This window comes from Kineococcus sp. DHX-1 (assembly GCF_042473625.1).
Classification (GTDB): Bacteria; Actinomycetota; Actinomycetes; order Actinomycetales; family Kineococcaceae; genus Kineococcus.
Window position 1 is genome coordinate 1,621,199 of record NZ_CP170445.1, and the last position, 24,055, is coordinate 1,645,253.

The 24,055-nt window shown below is 73.9% G+C and carries 20 protein-coding genes; all 20 read left to right on the top strand.

Annotated features, from left to right (window positions below):
- Positions 1 to 11 precede the first annotated feature (11 nt).
- The 20 genes from ACFEMC_RS07815 (at position 12) to ACFEMC_RS07910 (ending at position 23,921) form a co-directional block, all read left to right on the top strand.
- Positions 12 to 1,913: a peptidoglycan D,D-transpeptidase FtsI family protein gene (locus ACFEMC_RS07815; protein WP_380175174.1), complete on the top strand. Its 1,902-nt coding sequence runs from the start codon at positions 12 to 14 to the stop codon at positions 1,911 to 1,913.
- A 100-nt stretch (positions 1,914 to 2,013) separates the two neighbouring features.
- Positions 2,014 to 3,567 carry a UDP-N-acetylmuramoyl-L-alanyl-D-glutamate--2,6-diaminopimelate ligase gene (locus ACFEMC_RS07820; protein ID WP_380176662.1) on the top strand — a complete coding sequence of 518 codons (1,554 nt, stop codon included), beginning with the start codon at positions 2,014 to 2,016 and terminating at the stop codon, positions 3,565 to 3,567.
- Entirely contained in the window at positions 3,564 to 5,039 is a 1,476-nt protein-coding gene (gene murF, locus ACFEMC_RS07825; protein ID WP_380175176.1) for a UDP-N-acetylmuramoyl-tripeptide--D-alanyl-D-alanine ligase, read from the top strand. The genes ACFEMC_RS07820 and murF overlap by 4 nt, the downstream gene beginning before the upstream one ends.
- Complete coding sequence (mraY, locus tag ACFEMC_RS07830) at positions 5,036 to 6,127, top strand: phospho-N-acetylmuramoyl-pentapeptide-transferase (RefSeq protein ID WP_380175178.1); 1,092 nt, start codon at positions 5,036 to 5,038, stop codon at positions 6,125 to 6,127. Before murF ends, mraY begins: the two co-directional genes overlap by 4 nt.
- A complete protein-coding gene (gene murD, locus ACFEMC_RS07835; protein WP_380175180.1) occupies positions 6,120 to 7,703 on the top strand; it encodes a UDP-N-acetylmuramoyl-L-alanine--D-glutamate ligase in 1,584 nt (527 codons plus the stop codon). Before mraY ends, murD begins: the two co-directional genes overlap by 8 nt.
- A gap of 2 nt (positions 7,704 to 7,705) precedes the next feature.
- Positions 7,706 to 9,043 (top strand): putative lipid II flippase FtsW, encoded by a 1,338-nt coding sequence (gene ftsW, locus ACFEMC_RS07840; protein WP_380175183.1) that lies wholly within the window; start codon positions 7,706 to 7,708, stop codon positions 9,041 to 9,043.
- On the top strand, positions 9,040 to 10,128 hold the full coding sequence (murG, locus tag ACFEMC_RS07845) for an undecaprenyldiphospho-muramoylpentapeptide beta-N-acetylglucosaminyltransferase (RefSeq protein WP_380175185.1): 1,089 nt from the start codon (positions 9,040 to 9,042) through the stop codon (positions 10,126 to 10,128). Before ftsW ends, murG begins: the two co-directional genes overlap by 4 nt.
- 5 nt (positions 10,129 to 10,133) lie before the next feature.
- A complete protein-coding gene (gene murC, locus ACFEMC_RS07850; RefSeq protein ID WP_380175187.1) occupies positions 10,134 to 11,525 on the top strand; it encodes a UDP-N-acetylmuramate--L-alanine ligase in 1,392 nt (463 codons plus the stop codon).
- Positions 11,526 to 11,773: 248 nt separating this feature from the next.
- Positions 11,774 to 12,496, top strand: a complete 723-nt coding sequence (locus tag ACFEMC_RS07855) for a cell division protein FtsQ/DivIB (protein ID WP_380175189.1) — start codon at positions 11,774 to 11,776, stop codon at positions 12,494 to 12,496.
- 279 nt (positions 12,497 to 12,775) lie between these two features.
- Positions 12,776 to 14,128, top strand: a complete 1,353-nt coding sequence (ftsZ, locus tag ACFEMC_RS07860; protein ID WP_380175192.1) for a cell division protein FtsZ — start codon at positions 12,776 to 12,778, stop codon at positions 14,126 to 14,128.
- Positions 14,129 to 14,146: 18 nt separating this feature from the next.
- Positions 14,147 to 14,884 carry a peptidoglycan editing factor PgeF gene (pgeF, locus tag ACFEMC_RS07865; protein WP_380175194.1) on the top strand — a complete coding sequence of 246 codons (738 nt, stop codon included), beginning with the start codon at positions 14,147 to 14,149 and terminating at the stop codon, positions 14,882 to 14,884.
- Complete coding sequence (locus ACFEMC_RS07870) at positions 14,881 to 15,591, top strand: YggS family pyridoxal phosphate-dependent enzyme (protein WP_380175196.1); 711 nt, start codon at positions 14,881 to 14,883, stop codon at positions 15,589 to 15,591. The genes pgeF and ACFEMC_RS07870 overlap by 4 nt, the downstream gene beginning before the upstream one ends.
- Before the next feature lie 93 nt (positions 15,592 to 15,684).
- A complete protein-coding gene (locus ACFEMC_RS07875) occupies positions 15,685 to 16,269 on the top strand; it encodes a cell division protein SepF (protein WP_380175198.1) in 585 nt (194 codons plus the stop codon).
- A gap of 49 nt (positions 16,270 to 16,318) precedes the next feature.
- Positions 16,319 to 16,624, top strand: a complete 306-nt coding sequence (locus tag ACFEMC_RS07880; protein ID WP_380175200.1) for a YggT family protein — start codon at positions 16,319 to 16,321, stop codon at positions 16,622 to 16,624.
- Positions 16,625 to 16,814: 190 nt separating this feature from the next.
- On the top strand, positions 16,815 to 17,471 hold the full coding sequence (locus ACFEMC_RS07885) for a DivIVA domain-containing protein (protein WP_380175202.1): 657 nt from the start codon (positions 16,815 to 16,817) through the stop codon (positions 17,469 to 17,471).
- Positions 17,472 to 17,662: 191 nt separating this feature from the next.
- On the top strand, positions 17,663 to 18,154 hold the full coding sequence (locus ACFEMC_RS07890) for a TraR/DksA family transcriptional regulator (protein WP_380175204.1): 492 nt from the start codon (positions 17,663 to 17,665) through the stop codon (positions 18,152 to 18,154).
- A gap of 78 nt (positions 18,155 to 18,232) precedes the next feature.
- Positions 18,233 to 18,847, top strand: a complete 615-nt coding sequence (lspA, locus tag ACFEMC_RS07895; RefSeq protein ID WP_380175207.1) for a signal peptidase II — start codon at positions 18,233 to 18,235, stop codon at positions 18,845 to 18,847.
- Entirely contained in the window at positions 18,840 to 19,763 is a 924-nt protein-coding gene (locus tag ACFEMC_RS07900) for an RluA family pseudouridine synthase (protein WP_380175209.1), read from the top strand. The genes lspA and ACFEMC_RS07900 overlap by 8 nt, the downstream gene beginning before the upstream one ends.
- 127 nt (positions 19,764 to 19,890) lie before the next feature.
- Complete coding sequence (gene dnaE / locus ACFEMC_RS07905; protein ID WP_380175211.1) at positions 19,891 to 23,445, top strand: DNA polymerase III subunit alpha; 3,555 nt, start codon at positions 19,891 to 19,893, stop codon at positions 23,443 to 23,445.
- Entirely contained in the window at positions 23,433 to 23,921 is a 489-nt protein-coding gene (locus ACFEMC_RS07910) for a hypothetical protein (protein WP_380175213.1), read from the top strand. Before dnaE ends, ACFEMC_RS07910 begins: the two co-directional genes overlap by 13 nt.
- Positions 23,922 to 24,055: the final 134 nt, after the last annotated feature.

Sequence of the window (24,055 nt, forward strand, 5' to 3'; positions counted from 1 at the left end):
GAGGTACCCGCGTGTCCCGTCGCCGCCCCCGCCCCGACGAGGTGGACCCCCGTCCGCGCCCCGACATGCGGATGCGCGTCTACACCCTCGGCGTGCTCGGCGGGCTGACCGTCCTCGGTGGACGCCTGGTGCAGCTCCAGGGCGCCGACGCCAGCAAGCTCGCGGACCGTGCGCTGGAGCAGCGGACGTCCACGACGACGCTGTACGCCAAGCGCGGCGACATCCTCGACGCGCAGGGCGTCGTGCTCGCCACGTCCGTCGAGCGCCGCGACGTCATCGCCGACCCCAAGGCGATCGGCTCGTACAACCTGCGCAACGGCAAGCCGTACAAGAAGGACCGCGGCACGGGACCGGCCGGGGCGGCCGCCCGGCTGGCGCCGGTCCTCGGCATCGACCTGCCCACCCTCACCCAGAAGCTCACGGGGTCCTCGCGCTACGCCGTCGTCGCGGTCGGGATCACCCCGGAGCTCTGGCAGCAGGTGTCGGACCTGGGCATCCCGGGCATCACCGCCCAGCGCCAGACGCAGCGCATCTACCCGACCGGCGCCGCGTGCTCCACCCTCGTGGGGGTCCTGGGCACGCCGGAACCCGACGAGGAGACCGGCAAGCTCGAGGACCACCCGCTGTCCGGTCTGGAGGTGGCCCGCAACTCGCTGCTCGTCGGCCAGAACGGGTGGATGCGCTACGAGCGCAGCGCCGGCGGCCAGGAGATCCCGCTGGGCGACCGCGAGACGGTCGACCCCGTGAACGGCACGTCCCTGCGGCTGACGATCGACTCGGACCTGCAGTGGAAGGCGCAGTCGGCCATCGCCGCCAAGGTCGCCGAGACGGGCGCCGAGTCCGGCACGGTCGTCATCATGGACAAGGAACAGCGCATCCTCGCCCTGGCGAGCGCACCGAGCCTGGACCCGTCCAACCTGGTGAACCTCTCGAACGACCAGCTGCAGAACACCGCGCTCACCAAGGTCTTCGAACCCGGTTCGACGGCGAAGGTCGTGACCATGGCGGCCGCCCTCGAGGAGGGCGTGGTGACGGCCGGCAGCCAGTTCGTCGTCCCCGGGGAACTGCCGCGCTACGACAAGACGTTCCACGACTCCCACCCGCACGGCGACGAGAAGCTCACGCTCGCAGGCATCCTGGCCCAGTCCAGCAACATCGGGACGATCCTGGCGGGGGAGAAGCTGGACCGCGACCTCGTCAAGACCACGCAGATCCTGCACGACTACCACGTCGCCTTCGGGTTCGGCGCCAAGACGACCCTGAAGTTCCCGGGCGAGAGCGGCGGCATCCTCGGCGACCCCGCGAAGTACTCGGGGACGCAGCGCTACACGGTCATGTTCGGGCAGGGGTTGTCGGTGACGGCCGTCCAGGCGGCGTCCGTGTTCGCCACCATCGCCAACGACGGGGTGCGCGTCGAACCCACGCTCATCGCGGGGCAGTCGGACCCGAACGGGAACTACCGCGCCGAACCCGCGGGAGCCAGTTCCCGCGTCGTCAGCGCCGCCACCGCCACGACGCTGCGGAACATGATGCAGGCCGTCGTCAGCGAGGCCGGGACGGCGGCCGCCGCCGAGATCCCCGGGTACCTCGTCGCGGGCAAGACGGGGACGGCGAACCGGTACGACGTCGACCTCGGCCGGTACAACGGCTACACCGCGTCCTTCATCGGGCTGGCCCCGGCCGACGAGCCCGAACTCGTCGTGGCCGTCATCCTGCAGGACCCGAAGACGAACTACTACGGCGGTTCGGCGGCGGGGCCGGTCTTCAAGGACGTCATGACGTACGCCCTGGCCCAGCGCGGCATCGCGCCCTCGGCCGAGCCCCCGGCCGACCTGCCCCTGACCTGGGGCGGGGACACCGGTGCCCAGCAGGACATCAGCACCGGCGCGGTCGCCGACACGGCCGCTCAGTGACCTCTGCAGAGCCGGCCGCCCGCCGCGGGACGGCGTGGGCGACACACGGCCCGTGCGGTGCGGACCGGGACCGCCGGGCGGGTAGCCTCCCACCGTGCCGATGACCGACGGCGGACGACCCACCCTCGCGGACCTGGCCCAGGTCCTCGGCACCGTCGCCCCTCCGCACCCCCTGACGCCCGTGACCGGGGTGACGCTCGACTCCCGCCGTGTCGCTCCCGGTGACCTGTACGCCGCGCTGCCCGGGGCCAACGTGCACGGTGCCCGGTTCTCCGCGCAGGCGGCGGCCGCCGGGGCCGCGGCCGTCCTCACCGACCCGGCCGGCCGCGCCGACGCCGAGGCCACCGGCCTGCCCGTCCTCGTCGTGGACGCGCCCCGTGCCGTCCTCGGCGACCTCGCCCGCCGCGTCCACGGGGACCCGGGGCAGCGCCTGACGACGTTCGGCGTCACCGGGACGAACGGCAAGACGACGACGGCCTACCTCGTGGAGTCGTTGTGGCGCAGCGCGGGCTGGACGACGGGCCTGCTCGGCACGGTCGAGACCCGCATCGCCGGGGAGCGCGTGAGCAGCGTGCGCACGACGCCCGAGGCGCCCGACCTGCACGCGTTGCTGGCCCGGATGGTCGCGGCCGGCGTCCGGGGCTGCGCGCTGGAGGTGTCCTCGCACGCCCTCGCCCAGCACCGCGTCGACGGCCTCGTCGTCGACGTCGCCGCCTTCACCAACCTGTCCCAGGACCACCTGGACTTCCACGGGTCGATGGAGGAGTACCTCGCCGCCAAGGCCCGGCTGTTCACCCCGCAGCACTCCCGGCGGGGGGTCGTCTGGACCGACCCCGCCGACCCCGACGGGTGGGGCCGCCGCGTCGCCGAGCTGGCCACCGTGCCCGTCGAGACCGTCGGCCCGGACGGGGCCGGCGCCGACTGGTCCGTCCGCGACGTCCACGCCGAGCGCGCGCGCAGCAGCTTCCGCCTCACGGGGCCCGACGCGGACCTGCACCTGACGAGCCCCCTGCCGGGGGCGTTCAACGTCGCGAACGCCGCCGTGGCCGCCGTCGCCGCGTTCCGGCTGGGGCTGACCGCGTCGCAGGTCGAGGGGGGCCTGGCGCACGCCGAGGGCGTGCCCGGCCGCATGCAGGCCGTCCTCCGCGACGGTGCGCCCCTGGTCGTCGTCGACTACGCGCACACGCCCGACGCCCTCGAACGCGTGCTCACCACGCTGCGCGGCAGCACCCCGGGCCGGCTCGTCGCGGTCGTGGGGGCCGGCGGGGACCGCGACCGCGGCAAGCGACCCCTCATGGGGGAGGTCGTGGCGCGGCTCGCCGACGTCGCGGTCGTCACCGACGACAACCCGCGCTCGGAGGACCCGGCGACGGTCCGGGCGCAGGTGCTCGCGGGCGCCCGGGACTCCGGCGGCCCCGCCGAGGTCCTGGAGGTCGGGGACCGCCGCGCCGCCGTGGCGGCAGCCCTGGCGCACTGCGCCGGCCCGCACGACACCGTGCTGCTGGCCGGCAAGGGCCACGAGACCGGGCAGGAGGTCGCCGGGGTGGTGACCCCCTTCGACGACCGGGCCGTGGCGGACGAGGAACTGCAGGTGTGGCGGGACCGGACCCGCGTGAGCGACGGGGCGCTGGGCGCCCGGGGAGGTGCCCAGTGATCGCGCTGACCGCGACCGAGGTCGCGGAGCTGACGGGAGGGCGGCTCGAGAGCGCCGCCGCAGGTGACGTGCGCACCGACGGCCCGGTGGTCGTCGACTCCCGTGCCGTGGTCGCCGGGGCGCTGTTCGTCGCCCTGCCCGGGGAACGGGTGGACGGCGCCGACTACGCGGCCGCCGCCGCCGCCGCCGGCGCCACGGTGGTCCTCGCCGAGCGCGCCCTCGAGCTGCCCGCCGGCGCGGCCCTGGTCCTCGTCGAGGACGGCGTCGCCGCGCTGGGGCGCCTCGCGACGGGCGTCCTGGAGCGCCTGCGCGGGCAGGGGGAGGGCCCGCTCGTCGTGGGGATCACCGGCTCGCAGGGCAAGACGACGACGAAGGACCTGCTGGCCTCCGTCCTCGGGGACGTGCTGGACGGGCCGGTCGTCGCCCCCCGCGGCAGCTTCAACAACGAGATCGGCGCCCCGCTCACCGTGCTGCGCGCCGACGCCGGCACGCGCGCCCTCGTCGTGGAGATGGGGGCCCGCGGCCTCGGCCACATCGCGCAGCTGTGCCGGATCGCGCGGCCCGACGTCGGGGTCGAGCTCGTCGTGGGGGCCGCCCACGTGGGCGAGTTCGGCTCGTTGGAGGCCACCGCGCAGGCGAAGGGCGAGCTGGTCGAGGCGCTGCCCCCGCAGGGTCTGGCCGTCCTCAACGCCGACGACGACCGCGTCGCGGCCATGGCCTCCCGCACCCGGGCGCGCGTGCTGACCTTCGGCCGCAGCGCCCACGCCGACGTGCGCGCCTCCGACGTGACGCTCGACGGCCGGGCCAGGGCCCGGTTCCGCCTCGAGCACGACGGCGCGGCCGCGGACGTGGCGCTCCTCCTGCACGGGGAGCACCAGGTGACGAACGCGCTCGCGGCGGCCGCCGTCGCGCTGAGCACGGGCGCCTCCGTCGCCGACGTCGCCGCCGCCCTCTCGCGCGCGGAGCCGGCGAGCCCGGGCCGCATGCAGGTCCTGGAACGCTCCGACGGCGTCACCGTCGTCCACGACGCGTACAACGCCAACCCGGACTCCGTCCGCGCCGCGCTCAAGGCGCTCGTCGGCATGGCCGCGGACACGGGCCCCGGGGGAACCCCGCGACGGACGTGGGCCGTGCTGGGGGAGATGCTCGAACTCGGGGCCGCCTCCCGCGACGAGCACGACGTGGTCGGACGCACCGTCGTCCGGCTCGACGTCGACCAGCTGCTCGTCGTCGGTGCCGGGGCCCGCCCCATCTACACGGGGGCGGTCATGGAGGGTTCCTGGGGCGAGGAGGCGGCGTTCGCCCCGGACGTCGAGTCCGCCCTGGAGTTCCTGCGGCCGAGGCTGCGGCCCGGTGACGTGGTGCTCGTGAAGTCGTCGAACGGAGCCGGGCTCGCCCGGCTCGCGGAGGAACTCGTGCAGGACAGTTCGCAGGACAGCGGCGCGGTGCGTGCGGAGGCGTCGGACTCGTGAGGACCGTCCTCATCGCGGGAGCGTTCTCGCTCGTCGTCGCCCTCTTCGGGACGCCGTTGTACATCCGCTGGCTCGTCCGGCGCGGGTACGGCCAGTTCGTCCGCGACGACGGGCCGACGACGCACCACACCAAGCGCGGCACGCCGACCATGGGCGGGGTCGTCATCATCCTCGCGGCGCTGCTCGCCTACGCCGCAGCGCACGTGTTCACCGGCCGGGCTCCCACCGCGTCGGGTCTGCTGGTGCTGCTGCTCATGACCGGGCTCGGGATCGTCGGCTTCCTCGACGACTTCCTGAAGATCTCCAAGCAGCGCAGCCTCGGGCTCACGGCGCGCGCCAAGCTCATCGGGCAGGGCGTGGTGGGCGTCGCGTTCGCCGTCCTGGCGCTGCAGTTCCCCTCGGCCGCCAAGGACGGGGCCACCCCCGCCTCCACGCACATCTCCGTGCTGCGGGACACGCCCCTGGACCTCGCGTGGTTCGGCGCGATCGGCGGCACCATCGCGTTCGTCGTCTGGGTGCTGCTCATCACCTCGGCCGTCAGCAACGGCGTGAACCTCACCGACGGCCTCGACGGCCTGGCCACCGGCGCCACGACGATGGTCCTGGCCGCCTACGTCCTCATCTGCACGTTCCAGTCCAACCAGAGCTGCTACTCCCTCACCGAGATCGAGTCGCGCTGCTACGAGGTCCGCGACCCCCGCGACCTCGCCGTCGTGGCGGCCTCCGTCATGGGCGCCTGCTTCGGGTTCCTGTGGTGGAACGCCAGCCCCGCGAAGATCTTCATGGGGGACACCGGGTCCCTGGCCCTGGGCGGCGCGCTCGCCGGGCTGGCCATCCTGTCCCGCACCCAGATCCTGCTCGTCGTCCTCGGCGGGTTGTTCGTCATCATCACGCTGTCGGTCATCCTGCAGGTCGGCGGTTTCAAGCTCACGAGGAAACGCATCTTCCGGATGGCCCCGCTGCAGCACCACTTCGAACTCGCCGGCTGGGGCGAGGTCACCATCGTCATCCGGTTCTGGATCATCGCCGGGCTGTTCGTCTCCCTCGGCCTCGGCATCTTCTACGCGGAGTGGGTCACCGGTGCCTGAGCCGCGCGTCTTCGAGTCCTGGCTGGGGAACCCCAACCCCCGCGCCGACGACACCGACCGCGTCCGCGAACTGCGCCACCTCACCTCGCGCTGGACGGGTCTGCGCACGCTCGTCACCGGCATCGGCCTGTCGGGCTTCGCGGCCGCCGACGCCCTCCTCGAGGTCGGCGCCGAGGTCGTCGTCGTGGACTCCGCGACGGGGCAGGCGCAGCGGGAGAAGGCCCAGCTGCTCGAGGTGCTCGGGGCGACCGTGCTGCTCGGACCCGAGCACGTCGGCGCCCCGCCGCGCCCCTGGGACGGGTTCGACCTCGTCGTCACCTCGCCCGGGTGGCACCCCGACGCGCCGCTGCTCGTCTCGGCGGCGCTCGCGGGAGTCCCGGTGTGGGGCGACGTCGAACTCGCCTGGCGGATGCGACCCGAGACGGGTGCGGCCCCCTGGCTGACGCTCACGGGCACCAACGGCAAGACCACGGTCGTGGAGATGCTCGCCTCCATGCTGCGCGCCGCCGGTCTGCGCGCCACGAGCGCGGGCAACGTCGGCACCCCGCTGGTGGAGGCCCTGCGGCACCCGCACGCGTTCGAGGTCCTCGCGGTCGAACTGTCGAGCTACCAGTTGCACTGGCTCTCGACCGACCTCGAGAACTCGGTGCACCCGCGGGCCTCCGCCGTCCTGAACATCGCCCCCGACCACCTCGACTGGCACGGTTCGCTGGAGGCCTACGCCCTGGCCAAGGGCCGGATCTACCAGGGCACCGAGGTCGCGTGCGTCTACAACGTCGCCGACCCCCGCACCGAGGACCTCGTCCGCGAGGCCGACGTCGTCGAGGGCGCCCGCGCGATCGGTTTCACCCGTGCCGCGCCGCGGTTGTCGATGCTGGGCCTGGTCGAGGACGTCCTGTGCGACCGGGCGTTCGTCGAGCAGCGGCAGTCGCACGCCGCGGAACTCTGCTCCCTCGCCGACCTGCGCCCGGAGGGGTCCGACGACCCGGTCGCGCCGCACACCGTGGAGAACGTCCTCGCCGCGGCCGCGCTCGCCCGCGCGCACGGCGTCCCGCAGGTCGCCGTCCGCAACGGCGTGCTGGCCTTCCGGCCTGCGCCGCACCGGGTCGCGACCGTCCTTGACCCGGCCCGCACGGGCGGGGTCCGCTGGGTCGACGACTCCAAGGCCACGAACGGGCACGCCGCGAACGCCTCGCTCGCCGCGTTCGAGCACGTCGTGTGGATCGCCGGCGGTGACGCCAAGGGCGGTTCCTTCGACGACCTCGTCCAGGCGCACGCCGGCCGGCTGCGGGCCGCGGTGCTCATCGGCCGGGACCGCGCGCTCGTCGCGGACGCGTTGCGGCGACACGCACCCGAGGTCCCCGTCGTCGAGGTCGACCTCGCGCAGGATGGGGACGTGACCACCGACACCGCCCACCTCATGGACCTCGTGGTGGCGCGCGCCGCGGACCTCGCCGCGCCCGGTGACACCGTCCTGCTCGCCCCCGCCTGCGCGTCCTGGGACCAGTTCCGGTCCTACGGCCACCGCGGCGACGAGTTCGCCGCGGCCGTGACGCGGCGGTTCCCGGAGGCCTGACCGTGGCCGTCGAAGGAGCGCGCCAGCGGGTCCCCGGCGCGACCGGCCGCTGGAGCGAGCGCTGGCGCCGGCCCACCTGGCTGGACGCGACGGGGGAGTGGGTCCGGGAACGGACGCGCCTGCTGGACTCCCCGCTCGCCACCCACCACGTGCTCCTGGCCACCACGTCCGTGCTCGTCGTCATCGGCCTCGTCATGGTGCTGTCGAGCTCCAGCGTCGAGTCCCTGACCGAGTACGGCAGCCCCTACGCGGTCTTCAAGAACCAGGCGACGTTCGCGGTGCTCGGCGCCGTCGTCCTCGTCGTGGCCAGCCGCGTCCCGGCCCGGACCTGGCAGCGGCTCGCGCTCCCCGCGCTCCTGGGGTCGGCATTCCTGCAGCTGCTGGTGTTCGTGCCGGGGATCGGCAAGACCGTCAACGGCAACCGGAACTGGATCGTCCTCGGCGGTTTCACGGCGCAGCCGTCCGAGGCCGCCAAGGTGGCCCTCGTCCTCTCGCTCGCGCTCGCGCTGACGCGTCGCCGGGACGCGCTGCGCGAACCGGTCAAGCTGGCCGGGGCGATGGCCCTGCCGGTCGGGATGACGGCCGGTCTGGTCCTGCTGACCCAGGACCTCGGCACCGCCATGATCATGATGGCCGTCGTCATCGTCATGCTCTGGGTCGCGGGGATCCCGGGCCGCTGGTTCGCGCTGGCGGGCGGGGTCGCGGGCATCGCCGCGGTGCTCGCCGTCGTCACGAGCACGAACCGCATGAACCGCGTCGCGGACTGGCTGTCGGGCACCCCCGACACCCACGAGGCGATCCGCGGCCTCGCCTGGCAACCCGTGCAGGGGCAGTACGCGCTGGCCTCCGGCGGGTTCTGGGGCCTGGGTCTGGGCGCGTCGCGGGAGAAGTGGTCCTGGCTGCCCGAAGCCCACAACGACTTCATCTACGCCATCATCGGCGAGGAGCTCGGCCTGCCCGGGACGCTGACGATCCTCGTGCTCTTCGCCGTCGTGGCGCTCATGGTCATGCGGCTGGTGCGCCGGTCGCAGGACTTCTACACCAAGCTGGCGGTCGCGGGTCTCGGTGCGTGGATCCTCGGGCAGGCCCTGTTGAACATGGGCGTCGTCCTGAGCCTGCTGCCGGTCATCGGCGTGCCGCTGCCGCTCATCTCGGCCGGTGGGTCGGCGCTCGTCCTCACGCTGCTGGCCATCGGCATCCTGCTGTCCTTCGCCCGTGCCGAACCCGGGGCGCCCGAGGCGCTGCGCGCCCGGGAGTCGGTCGTCGCCCGGTCCCTGGCGGTGCTCCCGCACCGCGGTCCGCGCCGGCGCGGCGCCGCTGGACGGAAGGACCGTCGGTGAAGGTCCTCCTCGCCGGCGGGGGGTCGACCGGCCACGTCGCGCCGCTGCTCGCCACCGCCGACCGCCTGCGCCGCCGCGATCCCGGGGCCGGCGTCCTCGTCCTCGGCACCGCCCAGGGGCTCGAGGCCCGCCTCGTGCCCGAGCGCGGTTACGAGCTCGCCGTGGTGCCCCGCGTCCCGTTGCCCCGCAGGCCCTCGGTGGACCTGCTGCGCCTGCCCGGCCGGCTGCGGGCGGCCGTCGCCGGGGCCGCCCGGGCGATCTCGGACGTCCAGGCGGACGTCGTCGTCGGGTTCGGCGGGTACGTCGCCGTCCCGGCCTACCTGGCCGCCCGTCGCGCCGGGATCCCCGTGGTCGTGCACGAGCAGAACGCCCTCCCGGGGGTCGCGAACCGGCTCGGCGCGCGCTGGGCGCGCAGCACGGCCGTGACGTTCCCCGGGACGCCGCTGCGCGGGGCCGTGCACACCGGGATGCCGCTGCGGTCGGAGGTCGTCGACCTGGCCCGCGCCTCGGACCGGGACGCGCTGCGCCGCAGCGCCCGCACCGAGCTCGGCCTCGATCCGGACACCCCGACGCTGCTCGTCACGGGCGGGTCCCTGGGCGCCCAGCGCATCAACGACGTCCTCGGCGCGTGCGCCCCGGACCTGCTGGACGCGGGGTTCCAGGTGCTGCACGCCTGCGGCCGCGGGAAGTCCGTCCCCCTGCCGGCGGGCACGGACGCCGCGCGGTACGTCGTGCGCGAGTACCTCGACGGGATGGACACCGCCTACGCCGCCGCCGACCTCGTCGTCGGACGCAGCGGGGCGGGCACCGTCAGCGAGCTGACCGCCCTCGGGCTGCCCGGGGTGTACGTCCCGCTGCCCATCGGCAACGGCGAGCAGCGTCGCAACGCCGAGTCGGTCGTGGCCGCGGGCGGTGGCGTGCTCGTCGCCGACGCCGACCTCGACGCCGCCTTCGTCCGCTCCCGCGTGCTGCCCCTGCTGTCCGACCGCACGGCCCTGGCCGACGCCGCCCGCGCGGCCGCCGGGTTCGGCGTCCTGGACGGCGACGAGCGGCTCGCGGACCTCGTCGAGGCGGCGGCGCGGTGACCGGCGTGCTCTCCGTGGCCGACCTCGGCCGCGTCCACCTCCTCGGCCTGGGCGGCGTCGGCGTGTCCGGCGTCGCCCGGCTCCTGGCTGCTCGCGGCGTCGAGGTCTCGGGCACCGACGCCGTCGACTCGGCCACGCTGCACCGGCTGGCGGAACTGGGCATCCGCACGTGCGTGGGGCACGACCCCGCGAACCTCGCCGACCTGGGCGCCGGCGACACGCTGGTCGTGAGCTCGGCGGTCCGCGAGGGCAACCCCGAGCTCGTCGCGGCGCGCGAACGCGGTCTGCGGGTGCTGCACCGCTCCCAGGCCCTCGCCGCCCTCATGGCCGGCCGCCGCGGCGTGGCCGTCGCCGGGACGCACGGCAAGACGACGACGACCTCCATGCTCGCGGTCGCGCTCGTGGCTGCCGGGCTGGACCCCTCCTACGCCATCGGCGGGGAGCTGACGGGCGGCACCGACGGCGGCGCCCGCGACGGGTCCGGGCCGTTCGTGGCCGAGGCCGACGAGTCCGACGGGTCGTTCCGCGAGTACGCGCCGGTCGTCGACGTCGTCACGAACCTCGAGCCGGACCACCTCGACCACTACGGGACCGCCGAGGCGTACACCGCCGCGTTCGACGAGTTCCTCGCGCGCCTGCAGCCGGGTGGCCTGCTCGTCGCCTGCGCCGACGACCCCGGCTCGGCCGCCCTCGCCGAGCGTGCCCGCGCGCAGGGCGTGCGGGTGCGCACGTACGGCACGGCGCCGGCCGCCGACGTCGTCCTGAGCGACGTGCGCACCGGCCCGGCGCCGACCGCACGGCTGGACGACGGCACCGGGCCGCGCGAGCTGCTGCTCGCGGTCCCCGGCGAGCACAACCTGCGCAACGCGGCCGCCGCCTTCTGCGCCGCCGTGGAGCTCGGCGCCGACCCCGAGGCCGTCCTGGCCGGGCTGGCCTCCTTCGGGGGCGCCCGCCGCCGGTTCGAGCTCAAGGGCGAGGCCGGGGGCGTCCGTGTCGTCGACGACTACAGCCACCACCCGACCGAGGTCGAGGCGCTCCTGCGGGCCGCGCGTCCGGTTGCCGGCGACGGCCGGGTGGTCGTCGTCTTCCAGCCGCACCTTGTGAGCCGGACGCGGACCTTCGCCCGGGAGTTCGGGCAGGCGCTGGCGCTGGCCGACGAGGTGGTCCTGCTCGACGTCTACGTCGCGCGGGAGGACCCCGATCCCGCCGTCACCGGCGCCCTCGTCGCGGACGCCGTGCCCCTGGACGCCGCGCACGTCCGGTACGTGCCGCGTCTGGAGGACGCGACCGCCGTCCTGGTGGACCTCGTCCGCCCCGGCGACCTCCTGCTGACCGTCGGGGCGGGCAACGTGACCACCCTCGGTCCGCTGGTCCTCGACGCCCTGGAGCGTCGCTGATGGCCCGCCCGACCCGGCCCCGGCAGCCTCCTGCGCCGCCGGTGGAGCAGCCCCCGAAGGTGACCGGTGCCCCGCAGCGCCGTCGCGCCGCCCGGGCCACCGACTCAGCCCCCGCCCGACCCGCGCGGTCGGTGCGGCCCGCCCGCGCGGCCGGGACGCCCACGCCCCCGGCACGCCCCACGCCCCCGGCACGCCCCGCGTCCCCGGCCCCGCCGCGGCCGCGGGCAGGCAGCGGGACGCGTGCCCGCGTGGCCGACCTCGCCGGTGCCCGCCGCGCCCGGCGCTGGCGCCCGGGACGGCGGTCCGCGCTCGCCCTCGGGGCGCTCCTCGTCGTCCTCGTCGCGGCCGGCTGGGTGCTGCTCGCCTCACCGTGGCTGCGGGTCGAGCAGGTCCGCACCACCGGCGTCGAGCGGACCGACCCCGCTGCGGTGCAACGGATCCTCGCCGGGGTCGACGGGACGCCGCTGGCCCGGGTCGACGCCCGCTCGCTGTCACGACGGCTCAGCGCCCTGCCCCTGGTGCAGACCGTGGACGTCTCCCGGTCGTGGCCGTCGACGCTCGTCGTCGCCGTGCACGAGCGCCAGGCCGTCGCGGCCGTGCCGTCGACCGCCGGGGGAGTGGACCTGGTGGACGGCGACGGCAACGTGCTCGTGCACGCCGACGCCGCACCGGCCGGTGTGCCCACGCTGGACGTCGACGTCACGAAGGCCGGCGGTGCCGCCCTGCAGGCCGCGATCGCGGTCAACGCCTCGCTCGGCGACCAGTTGCGCAGTGAGGTCGCGTCGATCTCCGCGACCGGCCAGGACGCCGTCACGCTGCGCCTGACGAAGGGCCCGACCGTGGTCTGGGGTGACGCGTCCCGTCCCGAGCGCAAGGCCGAGGTGCTCGTGCGGATGCTCGCCGACCCCACCGTCGCCGCGGCGGGGTCCGTCGACGTGTCCGCGCCCGACGCCCCCGCCGTCACGCCCTGACGCAGCTCCCCAGCGCGCGGAGGACCGTCGCCGGAGCCCACCAGTCCGTCCGACGGCTTCGACGCACCGTCACGCCGTAATCACTGAGCGTCGTATCGGGCCTCCGATCCGCGTCCGATCGACGTGTTGTCGCGACACGCCGCGTCATCGGTTGCCTTTGCCCCGTCCGGCTCCCTACGGTCACCACCCAGCAGAACGTGACATAACGTTGACCCTCTACTTGAGGGTCAGGGTTCGCAGCACGGACAGACCAGGCGAAAGAGGCGAGAGGCAACCACCGTGGCAGCTCCGCAGAACTACCTAGCGGTCATCAAGGTCGTCGGCGTCGGCGGCGGTGGTGTGAACGCGGTCAACCGGATGATCGAGGTCGGCCTCAAGGGCGTCGAGTTCATCGCCGTCAACACCGACGCGCAGGCGCTCCTGATGTCGGACGCCGACGTGAAGCTCGACGTCGGCCGCGAGCTCACCCGCGGGCTCGGCGCCGGCGCGGATCCCGAGGTCGGCCGCAAGGCCGCCGAGGACCACGCCGAGGAGATCGAGGAGGTGCTCAAGGGCGCCGACATGGTCTTCGTGACCGCCGGCGAGGGTGGCGGTACCGGCACCGGCGGTGCGCCCGTCGTGGCCCGCATCGCCCGCTCGCTCGGCGCCCTCACGATCGGCGTCGTGACGCGCCCCTTCGTGTTCGAGGGCCGCCGCCGCGCGAACTCCGCCGAGAGCGGCATCGCCGAGCTGCGCGACGAGGTCGACACCCTCATCGTCATCCCGAACGACCGGCTGCTGTCGATCTCGGACAAGACGGTCAGCATCCTCGACGCCTTCAAGTCGGCCGACCAGGTCCTGCTGTCCGGTGTCCAGGGCATCACCGACCTCATCACCACGCCGGGTCTGATCAACCTCGACTTCGCCGACGTGAAGTCGGTCATGCAGGGCGCCGGGTCCGCCCTCATGGGCATCGGGTCCGCCCGCGGGGACGACCGCGCCATCCACGCCGCCGAGGCGGCAGTGAACTCCCCGCTCCTCGAGGCCAGCATCGACGGCGCCCACGGCGTCCTGCTGTCCATCCAGGGCGGTTCCGACCTCGGCCTGTACGAGATCAACGAGGCCGCCCGCCTGGTCCAGGAGGCCGCGCACCCCGAGGCCAACATCATCTTCGGGACGGTCATCGACGACGCCCTCGGCGACGAGGTGCGCGTCACCGTCATCGCCGCCGGCTTCGACGCGGGGACCCCGAAGAGCCGCCGCGACGAGCGCGCGCTCGGTCAGGTCTCCGGTCGCCCGGTCCCGGCCAGCGCCGTGCCCCCGCGCACCACGCGCCCGGCGACCCCGGAGCCGACGTACGCGCCGCAGCCGCAGTACACGCAGCAGCAGCCCGCCCAGCAGCAGCCGGCGCCGAGCTACCAGGCCCCGGCGCCCGCGCCGCAGTACACCCAGGCCCAGCCGGCGGCCCCCGTGCAGCAGCAGCCGCAGCAGCAGCCGCAGTACGCCCAGCAGGCGCCCCAGGTCGTGCCGTCGCCGGACCCCGTCCAGGTGCCGCGCATCATCGAGCTGCCGCAGGACACCGCGGCCGCCCGTCGTCCGAGCCGGCCCCGGCCGGAGGAGGACGACCTGGACGTGCCCGACTTCCTCAAGTGAGTCGCACGGTCCGCTGAGGTGGGTACCGACGTTCCCCTGAGCACCGTCCCGCTGCTGGACGCCGGTCTGCCGGCCGGCGTCCACGGCGGGTTCACCACCCGCGCGGGCGGCACCGGGCAGGCCCCCTACGCGGGGCTCAACCTCGGCGACCACGTCGGGGACGACCCCGCCCGCGTCGGCGTGCACCGCGAGGCGTTGCGGCGCAGCGTCGGAGCGGACGTCCTCGTCGTCCCGCGCCAGGTGCACGGCGCGGACGTCGTCGAGGTCGTCAGCCCGCCGGCGACGGCCCCCGAGGCCGACGCCCTCTTCACCCGCGTCCCGGGGATCGCCGTCGCCGTGGTCGTGGCCGACTGCGTCCCGGTCCTCCTCGTCGACGCCGCAGCCGGTGTCGTCGGCGTGGCCCACGCCGGTCGCCCCGGGCTCGTCGCCGGCGTCGTCCCCGCCCTCGTCGCCGCGATGCGGTCCGCGGGCGCGGGCCACCTCGTCGCCGCGCTGGGACCCTCCGTCTGCGGCGGCTGCTACGAGGTCCCGCAGGCCATGGCCGACGACGTCGCCGTGCAGGTCCCCGCCGCCCGCGCCCGGACCCGGTGGGGGACCGCGGCCGTCGACGTCGGGGCCGGCGTGCGGTCCCAGCTCGACGCCCTCGGCGTCCCCGCCCGCGACCTCGGCCGCTGCACCGTCGAGCACGACGACCTCTTCTCGTTCCGCCGCGACGGGACCACGGGCCGGTCGGCCGGCGTGGTGGTGCTGGCGTGAGCCGCACCGAGGAGCTGGCGCAGCGCCTCGCGCGCACCCGCGAGCGCACGGTCGCCGCGGCCCGGGCCGCCGGCCGGGACCCCGGCGAGCTGACCCTCGTCGTCGTGACGAAGTTCTTCCCGGCCGACGACGTCCGTCGGCTGGCCGGTCTCGGCGTGGCGGACGCGGGGGAGAGCCGCGACCAGGAGGCGTCGGTCAAGGCGGCCGAGCTGGCGGACCTCGACCTGCGCTGGCACTTCGTCGGCCAGCTCCAGACGAACAAGGCGCGGTCGGTCGCGCGGTACGCCGACGTCGTGCACTCGGTCGACCGCACCCGCCTGGCCGCGGCCCTGCAGGCCGGGGCCGCCCACGCCGGGCGCCGCGTCGGCTGCTTCGTCCAGGTCGACCTCGCCGCGGCACTCGGCCTGGACGTCGACGCGGGTCGTGGTGGGGCGGTCGGGGAGGACGTCCTGCGCGTCGCCGACGCCGTCGCGGCGGGGGACGAGCTCGACCTGCGCGGCGTCATGGCCGTCGCCCCGCAGGGGGTGGAGCCGGCGCGCGCGTTCGAGGAGCTGGCCCGCACCGCCGAGCGCCTGCGCGCCCTGCACCCGGGTGCGGTGGAGGTCTCGGCCGGGATGAGCGGCGACCTCGAGCAGGCCGTCGCGGCCGGTGCGACACACCTGCGTGTCGGCAGCGCGATCCTCGGATCTCGTCCGCCCGCGCGGTAGCGTCCGACAGCAGGTCACGCCCCCGGGGCGGGCCGCCCGCACCACCCACGACCCCACCCGACGACCCACCAGCACGATCCCGAGGAGCCTGCGATGGCCGGCGCGCTGCGCAATGCGATGGTCTACCTCGGCCTCGCCGAGGACGACCGCTACGCCGAGGACGCCGAGGTCGACCAGACCCGACCGCGGGTCGAGACGACCGTGAGCGCCCGCCCCGAACCGCGGGAGCAGCCGCGTCCCGAGCCGCGCCTGGAGGTGCGGCACGACCCCCGCCCCGAGCCGGCGGCGGAGCGACGCGCCGCCACGGTGACCACGGCCCAGGTGACCCCGATCAGGAAGCAGGTGGCCCACGTGGTCTCCCAGACCTCCAGCTCCCCGGCCCCGTCGTCGTCCCAGGAGCTGCACCGCATCACGACGATCCACCCGCGGACGTACAACGAGGCCAAGATCATCGGCGAGTCGTTCCGCGAGGGCGTGCCGGTCATCATGAACCTCACGGACATGGACGACTCGGACGCCAAGCGCCTCGTCGACTTCTCCGCCGGGCTCGTCTTCGGCCTGCACGGGTCCATCGAGCGCGTGACCAACAAGGTGTTCCTGCTCTCGCCCGCGAACGTCGAGGTCGCGACGCAGGAAGAGGAACGCCCGGTGGAGCGCACCTTCTTCAACCAGTCCTGACGGGTGGCGCCGGACCCCGGCACCCGTCCCGATCAGGCAGGATGACGACGTGGCCGTGGTCTTCAAGCTCCTCGAAATCGTCGTCCTGCTCTTCTTCATCTGCCTGATCGGGCGGCTGGTCCTGGACTGGGTGCAGGCCCTCTCGCGCGAGTGGCGGCCCCGCGGGGTCGTCCTCGTGTTCGCCGAGGTCGTCTACACCGTGACCGACCCGCCGTTGAAGGCGCTGCGCAAGGTCCTGCCGCCGCTGCGCCTCGGTGCCGTGCAGCTGGACCTGGCCTTCCTCGTCCTGGCGATCCTGTGCTCGATCCTCATGCCGACCTTCGACGGGCTGTCCCAGCGGGCCGCCCTGTCCTGAGGTCGCCCCGCCGGTCCGGACGTGGCCGTGGTGCCCGCGGGTGACCACGCGCCCGGTCCGGGGCGCGGACGGCTGGCCCCGCCGCCCGCTGTCCGGGTCCGGCGCGATCACGTCCGCTACCGTGAGACGTGACACGCCGTCCGTCCGGGCGGTCCCCGTCGGAACCCGCCCGTCAGCAGAGGTGCCCACCATGCCGCTCACTCCGGAAGACGTCGTCGAGAAGCGCTTCAACCCCACGCGCGTGCGCGAGGGGTACGCGCAGGACGAGGTCGACGACTTCCTCGACGAGGTCGTCGCCGAGCTGCGCCGCCTCAACGCGGAGAACTCCGAGCTGCGCGGGCAGCTGAACCAGTGCCAGTCCCGCGTGGCCGAGCTCACGCGCACCGGCGCCGCGGCCGCGCCCGCGGAGGTCGCCGAGGCGCCGCAGGCAGCCCCGACCCTGGAGAAGGCGCCCGAGCCGGAGCCCGAGCCCGAACCGCAGCCGGCCCTCGTCGAGGCCGCGGCGGCGCAGCCCGCCGGTGACGACGCCGCGTCCCGCGCCGCGGGCGTCATCGCGCTCGCCCAGCGCCTGCACGACGAGTACGTCCGCGAGGGCGAGTCCCAGCGCGACGCCCTCGTGCTGTCGGCGCAGGAGCAGGCGCAGCGCGTGGTCGCCGAGGCCGAGGCCCGCCGCGACCGCACCCTCGGCGAGCTCGAGGGCCGCCGCGTGGCTCTCGAGGAGGTCATCACCCAGCTGCACGGCCGGGAGACCACCTACCGCGAGCAGCTCGAGCAGTTCATCGCCTCCCAGCTGGAGGACCTGCGCCGCGTCGCCCGCGTCGTCCCGGACGACGCCGTCTCGCGCTGACGCGAGCACCGCTCCGCTCGACCGCAGCCGCCGCCCCGTCCGGGGCGGCGGCTGTCGTCGTCGCAGCCCCGGACGGATCAGTCTCGGCAACTTTCTGTTTTCGGTTGCTTACAGAGGGTGATAGTCCCTAGTGTCTCCCGCACGCGGCAGCACGGCCGCACACGACGAGAGGGGGGACCACGGTGCACGGAGTGTCTGCGGGGACGACGGAGCCCACCGCGATGGCGGGCGCGGCGGTGGGGGCGACCACGACGGGACTGACGGGCAGGGCCGCCCGGGCGGCGGCGGTGCGCGAGCTGCCGGTGAAGGACTCCGAGGAGGCGTGGACCCCCGAGGAGCTGGCCGAGGTCCGCTCCGAGCTCATGGCGGAGGTGGACCGGCTCACCCGTCAGCTCGACGACGCGACGTCGTCCTTCTCCGCGCTCGTCCGCTCCAGCGGCGAGGGGTCGGGGGACGACCAGGTCGACCACGGGGCCACGACGGCCGGCCGCGAGCACGAGATGACCATCGTGAACAACGCGCGCGACCTGCTCGAGCAGACCCAGCGCGCCCTGGTCCGGATGTCCTCGGGCGCCTACGGCGTCTGCGAGTCCTGCAGCGGTGCGGTCGGCAAGGCCCGGATGCAGGCCTTCCCGCGGGTCACGCTCTGCATGCCCTGCAAGTCGCGCGCCGAGCGCCGCTGACGGGTTCGCACCTCCGTTCCTCCTCCCGGGCGTCGCGGGCCCGGGAGGAGGAGGCGGCCGTGGGAGACTGGGGCCGCCATGAGCCCAGCCGAGACCCCCGCCGGAACACCGTCCGACCCCCCGACCGACGCCTCGACCGGTGCGCGGGGTGACACACCGACCGCGGGACCGCGCCGTCCCCGCCGCGCCCTCTGGACGTTCCTGGTGTGGGCCGTCGTCTACGTGCTCGACCAGGTCACCAAGGTCCTGGCCGTGGCGCACCTCGAACCCGGGGTCGTCCGTCCCTTCGTCGGCGACGTCCTGCAGTTCCACCTGATCCGCAACCCCGGGGCGGCGTTCAGCTTCGCCACCGGGGCCACGTGGATCTTCACCGTCCTGGCCGCCGTCGTGGTCGTCGTGGTCGTGCGCATGTCCCGCAAGCTGCGGAGCCTGCCGTGGGCCCTGGCCTTCGGGTTCCTCCTGGCGGGAGCCACCGGCAACCTGACCGACCGCCTGCTGCGGGCCCCGGGCTTCGCGCGCGGTCACGTCGTGGACTTCCTGCAGCTGCCGCACTGGCCGATCTTCAACGTCGCCGACGCCAGCATCTGCGTGGCCGCCGTCTTCATCGCCGTCCTCGCCGTGCGCGGTGTGGGGCTCGACGGCACCCGGCAGACCCGCGAGACCTCGACCACGAGCGAGGACGACCGTGCCTGAGGTCCGCAGCCTGCCCGTCCCCGACGGCCTCGAGGGCGAGCGCGTCGACGCCGCCCTGTCCCGGCTGCTCGGCCTGTCCCGCACCCGCATCGCCGAGCTCGCCGCCGACGGCCTCGTCGTCGTCGACGGGGCGGCGGTCGGCAAGTCCGACCGCCTGCGGGCCGGGTCCTGGCTCGAGGTCGAGGTGCCCGACCCGCCGGCGGCGCCGACGCTCGTCGCCGAGACCGTCGAGGGCCTGGCGATCGTGCACGACGACGACGACCTGGTCGTCGTCGACAAGCCGGTGGGCGTCGCGGCCCACCCCAGCCCGGGCTGGACCGGGCCGACCGTCGTCGGGGGCCTGGCGGGTGCGGGGTACCGCATCGCGACGTCGGGGTCCGCCGAGCGGCAGGGGGTCGTGCACCGCCTCGACGTGGGCACCTCGGGGCTCATGGTCGTCGCCAAGAGCGAGCACGCGTACACCGCGCTGAAGGCCGCGTTCAAGGAGCGGACGGTCGAGAAGGTCTACCACGCGCTCGTCCAGGGCCACCCGGACCCGTTGCGCGGCACCATCGACGCCCCCATCGGCCGGCACCCCGGCAGCGCGTGGAAGTTCGCGGTGACCGCCGAGGGCAAGCCGAGCGTCACGCACTACGAGGTGCTCGAGGCCTTCCGCGCCGCGGCCCTGGCCGAGATCCACCTCGAGACGGGCCGGACCCACCAGATCCGCGTGCACTTCGCCGCGCTGCGCCACCCCTGCGTCGGCGACCTGACCTACGGGGCCGACCCGACGCTCGCGGCGCGCCTGGGCATCACCCGGCAGTGGCTGCACGCCGTGCGACTCGGCTTCGAGCACCCGGGAACCGGGCAGCCCGTCGAGTTCACGAGCTCCTACCCGGCCGACCTGGCCACCGCGCTGGAGCGCCTGGCCGACTGACCGGGCCGGTGCGGGTGTCGGGCCCCGGCCGTGTCCGACCCCGCGCCTACCATCGACACGCACCCCGGCCCACCGCCTGCTCGCCCCGCTCGAACCCCTCGCCTGAACCACTTGGAGGCCCGCTCCCATGGCGTCCCCGTCCTCGTCAGCGGACTCGTTCGTCCACCTGCACGTCCACACCGAGTACTCGATGCTGGACGGCGCGGCCAAGGTGGACGACCTCTTCCGGACCGCCGCCGAGATGGGCATGCCGGCCGTCGCGACGACCGACCACGGCTTCGTCTTCGGCGCCTACGACTTCTGGAAGACGGCGAAGAAGCACGGGGTCAAGCCGATCATCGGCGTCGAGGCGTACCTGACCCCGGGCACGGCGCGCCAGGACAAGACGCGCGTGAAGTGGGGCGACCCCAACGGCCGCTCCGGCGACGACGTCTCCGGTGCCGGTTCGTACACCCACATGACGATGCTGGCCAGCAACACCAAGGGCATGCACAACCTGTTCAAGATGAGCAGCCTGGCCAGCCTCGAGGGCTTCCTCTACAAGCCCCGCATGGACCGCGAGCTGCTCTCGCAGTACTCCGAGGGCCTCATCGCCACCACGGGCTGCCCGTCGGGGGAGGTGCAGACCCGGCTGCGCCTGGGCCAGTACGACGAGGCCCGTCAGGCCGCCGCGGACTACCGCGACATCTTCGGCAAGGAGAACTTCTTCTGCGAGCTGATGGACCACGGCCTCGACATCGAGCGCCGCGTCCACGACGACCTGTTCAAGCTCGCCAAGGACCTGGACCTGCCGCTGCTGGCCACCAACGACCTGCACTACACGCACGCCGAGGACGCCAGGGCGCACGAGGCGCTGCTGTGCGTGCAGTCCGGGTCGACGCTGGCCGACCCCAAGCGCTTCAAGTTCGACTCCACCGACTTCTACCTCAAGACCCCGGCCGAGATGCGCCACCTGTGGCGCGACCACCCCGAGGCGTGCGACAACACGCTGCTCATCGCCGAGCGGTGCGAGGTCGAGTTCACCGAGTCCACGGGCGCCTACATGCCGAACTTCCCCTGCCCCGAGGGGGAGAACGAGGAGAGCTGGTTCGTCAAGGAGGTCTGGTCGGGCCTGAACTACCGCTACGACGGCCAGATCCCCGACGACGTCCGCAAGCAGGCCGACTACGAGATCGAGGTCATCACCTCCAAGGGGTACGCCGGGTACTTCCTCGTCGTCGCCGACTTCATCAACTGGTCGAAGGAGAACGGCATCCGGGTGGGCCCGGGCCGTGGGTCGGGCGCGGGGTCGATGGCCGCGTACGCCATGAAGATCACCGACCTCGACCCGTTGCGGCACGGCCTGTTCTTCGAGCGGTTCCTCAACCCCGAGCGCATGTCGATGCCCGACTTCGACGTCGACTTCGACGAGCGCCGGCGCGGTGAGGTCATCCAGTACGTCGTGGAGAAGTACGGCACCGACCGCGTCGCCCAGATCGTCACGTACGGCACCATCAAGGCCAAGCAGGCCGTCAAGGACTCCTCCCGCGTCCTCGGCTTCCCCTTCTCGATGGGGGACCGGATCACCAAGACGATGCCGCCGGCCGTCATGGGCAAGGACATCCCGCTCTCGGGCATCTTCGACCCCAACCACAAGCGGTACTCCGAGGCGGGGGAGTTCCGGGAGCTCTACAAGGCCGACCCCGAGGTCGTGAAGGTCGTCGACACCGCCCGCGGCCTGGAGGGCCTGAAGCGGCAGTGGGGCGTGCACGCGGCCGGCGTCATCATGTCGAGCGAGCCGCTGATCGACCTCATCCCGATCATGAAGCGCGAGGCCGACGGCGCGATCATCACGCAGTTCGACTACCCGACGTGCGAGACGCTCGGGCTGGTCAAGATGGACTTCCTCGGCCTGCGGAACCTGACGATCCTCGACGACGCGCTGAAGAACGTCGTCGCCAACGGCAAGGACGAGGTCGACCTCGAGAAGCTCGACCTCGACGACAAGCCGACGTTCGACCTGCTCGGCCGGGGGGACACGCTCGGCGTCTTCCAGTTCGACGGCGGCCCCATGCGGTCGCTGCTGCGGCTCATGCGCCCGGACAACTTCGAGGACATCTCCGCGGTCGGCGCGCTCTACCGCCCCGGTCCGATGGGGGCCGGATCGCACACCGCGTACGCGCGGCGCAAGAACGGCCAGGAGCCGATCACCCCGATCCACCCCGAGCTCGAGGAACCGCTCGCGGAGATCCTCGGCACGACCTACGGCCTGATCGTGTACCAGGAGCAGGTCATGTCGATCGCGCAGAAGGTGGCCGGGTACACCCTGGGGTCCGCCGACCTGCTGCGCCGCGCGATGGGCAAGAAGAAGCGCGAGGTCCTCGACGCCGAGTTCGTCGGCTTCGAGAAGGGCATGCTGGACAACGGGTTCAGCAAGGAGTGCGTCAAGGCGCTGTGGGACATCCTCGTCCCCTTCTCCGACTACGCCTTCAACAAGGCGCACTCGGCCGCCTACGGCCTCGTCTCGTACTGGACGGCCTACCTCAAGGCCAACTACCCGGCCGAGTACATGGCCGCCGTGCTCACGTCGGTGCGCGACGACAAGGACAAGTCGGCGCTGTACCTCAACGAGTGCCGCCGCATGGGCATCAAGGTGCTGCCGCCGGACGTCAACGAGTCGAGCGCGAACTTCACCGCCGTCGGCACCGACATCCGCTTCGGCCTGACCGCCATCCGCAACGTCGGCGCCAACGTCGTCGACGCCATCGTCGAGGCGCGCACCGAGAAGGACCGCTACGAGTCCTTCCAGGACTTCCTCACCAAGGTGCCGGCCGTCGTCTGCAACAAGCGGACCATCGAGTCGCTCATCAAGGCGGGGGCGTTCGACTCCCTCGGGCACCGGCGGCGGGCCCTCGTCGCCAAGCACGAGGACGCCGTCGACGCCGTCGTGGACGTCAAGCGCAACGAGGCCATCGGCCAGTTCGACCTCTTCGCCGGTCTCGGCGGCGGGGACGACGGTGCCGCCGGCGGGTTCGAGGTCGTCATCCCGGACCTGCCGGAGTGGGAGAAGTCCGAGCTGCTCGCCCACGAGCGGCAGATGCTCGGCCTGTACGTCTCCGACCACCCGCTCTTCGGCTTGGAACGCCTGCTGCAGAACGCCTCCGACGTGTCGATCTCGGCGTTGCTGGAGGACGAGTCCCGCCCTGACGGCTCGAACATCACCATCGCGGGCATGATCACCGGCCTGCAGCGCAAGACGACCAAGCAGGGCAACTACTGGGCGATCGTCACCGTCGAGGACCTCGCCGGGGCGATCGAGTGCCTGTTCTTCCCCCAGGCCTACACGGACGTCGCCCAGCTGCTCGCCGAGGACCTGGTCGTCGTGGTCAAGGGGCGGCTCAACCGCCGCGACGAGGTCCCGACGATCTACGCCTCGGGCCTGAGCGTGCCGGACATCTCCAGCACCGACGGCGTGCCCGTCACGGTGACGCTGCCGACGGCGCGCTGCACGACCGGCATCGTCGAGCAGCTCAAGACCGTGCTCGAGACGCACAAGGGCTCCACCGAGGTCCGGCTGCGCCTGACCAAGAACGGCGGTGGCAACGGCACCCTCATGCGGCTGGACGACTCCCTGCGCGTGACGCCGAGCCCCGCGCTGTTCGGTGACCTGAAGCAGCTGCTCGGCGCCTCGTGCCTCGCCTGACGGCACGGCCGGCCGCGGACCCCTCGGGAACGCGCAGGACGGGATTCGTCCTGCTCTTCGGCCAGGCCGTCGCCGGGGTCGTGGCCGGGGTGCTCTGGTGGCTGCTCACCCGTCGCCCGACGGCCCTGCTGGTCGGGGAACCGCTGGTGACGTCGACGTCGCAGTTCCCCATCGCGCGGGACGGGGTCTTCAGCGTCCTGACGGGGTTCGTGGGCCTGGTCGCGGCGGTCGTCGTCCTGCGGCGGGGCCGGCAGGCACCGGTCACGGTGCTCGTCGCCGCGCTGGCCGGCGCCCTGGCCTCCAGCCTCCTCGCGGCCGGCACGGGCAGCGCCCTGCCCCCCACGCAGGCGGCCGAGGCGGCCCACGTCACGCTGACCGCCTGGGTCGTGGTCCTCGTGCAACCGTTCGTCGTCTCGGTCGTTGTGGCTCTGGTCACACTGGCCGACGTGCTGGCCCGGTGGACCCGGACACCCTGACCTCGGCCCGTTTCCACCCGTTCGGCGCAACTGCGACGGGGTGGCGACGAGGTCTCGCCCCAGGTCACACGCTGTGTGACGACCCGGAGCGCAGTCTGCAGTGGATGTCTCCGCAGCGGTGACGGAGAGTGGTG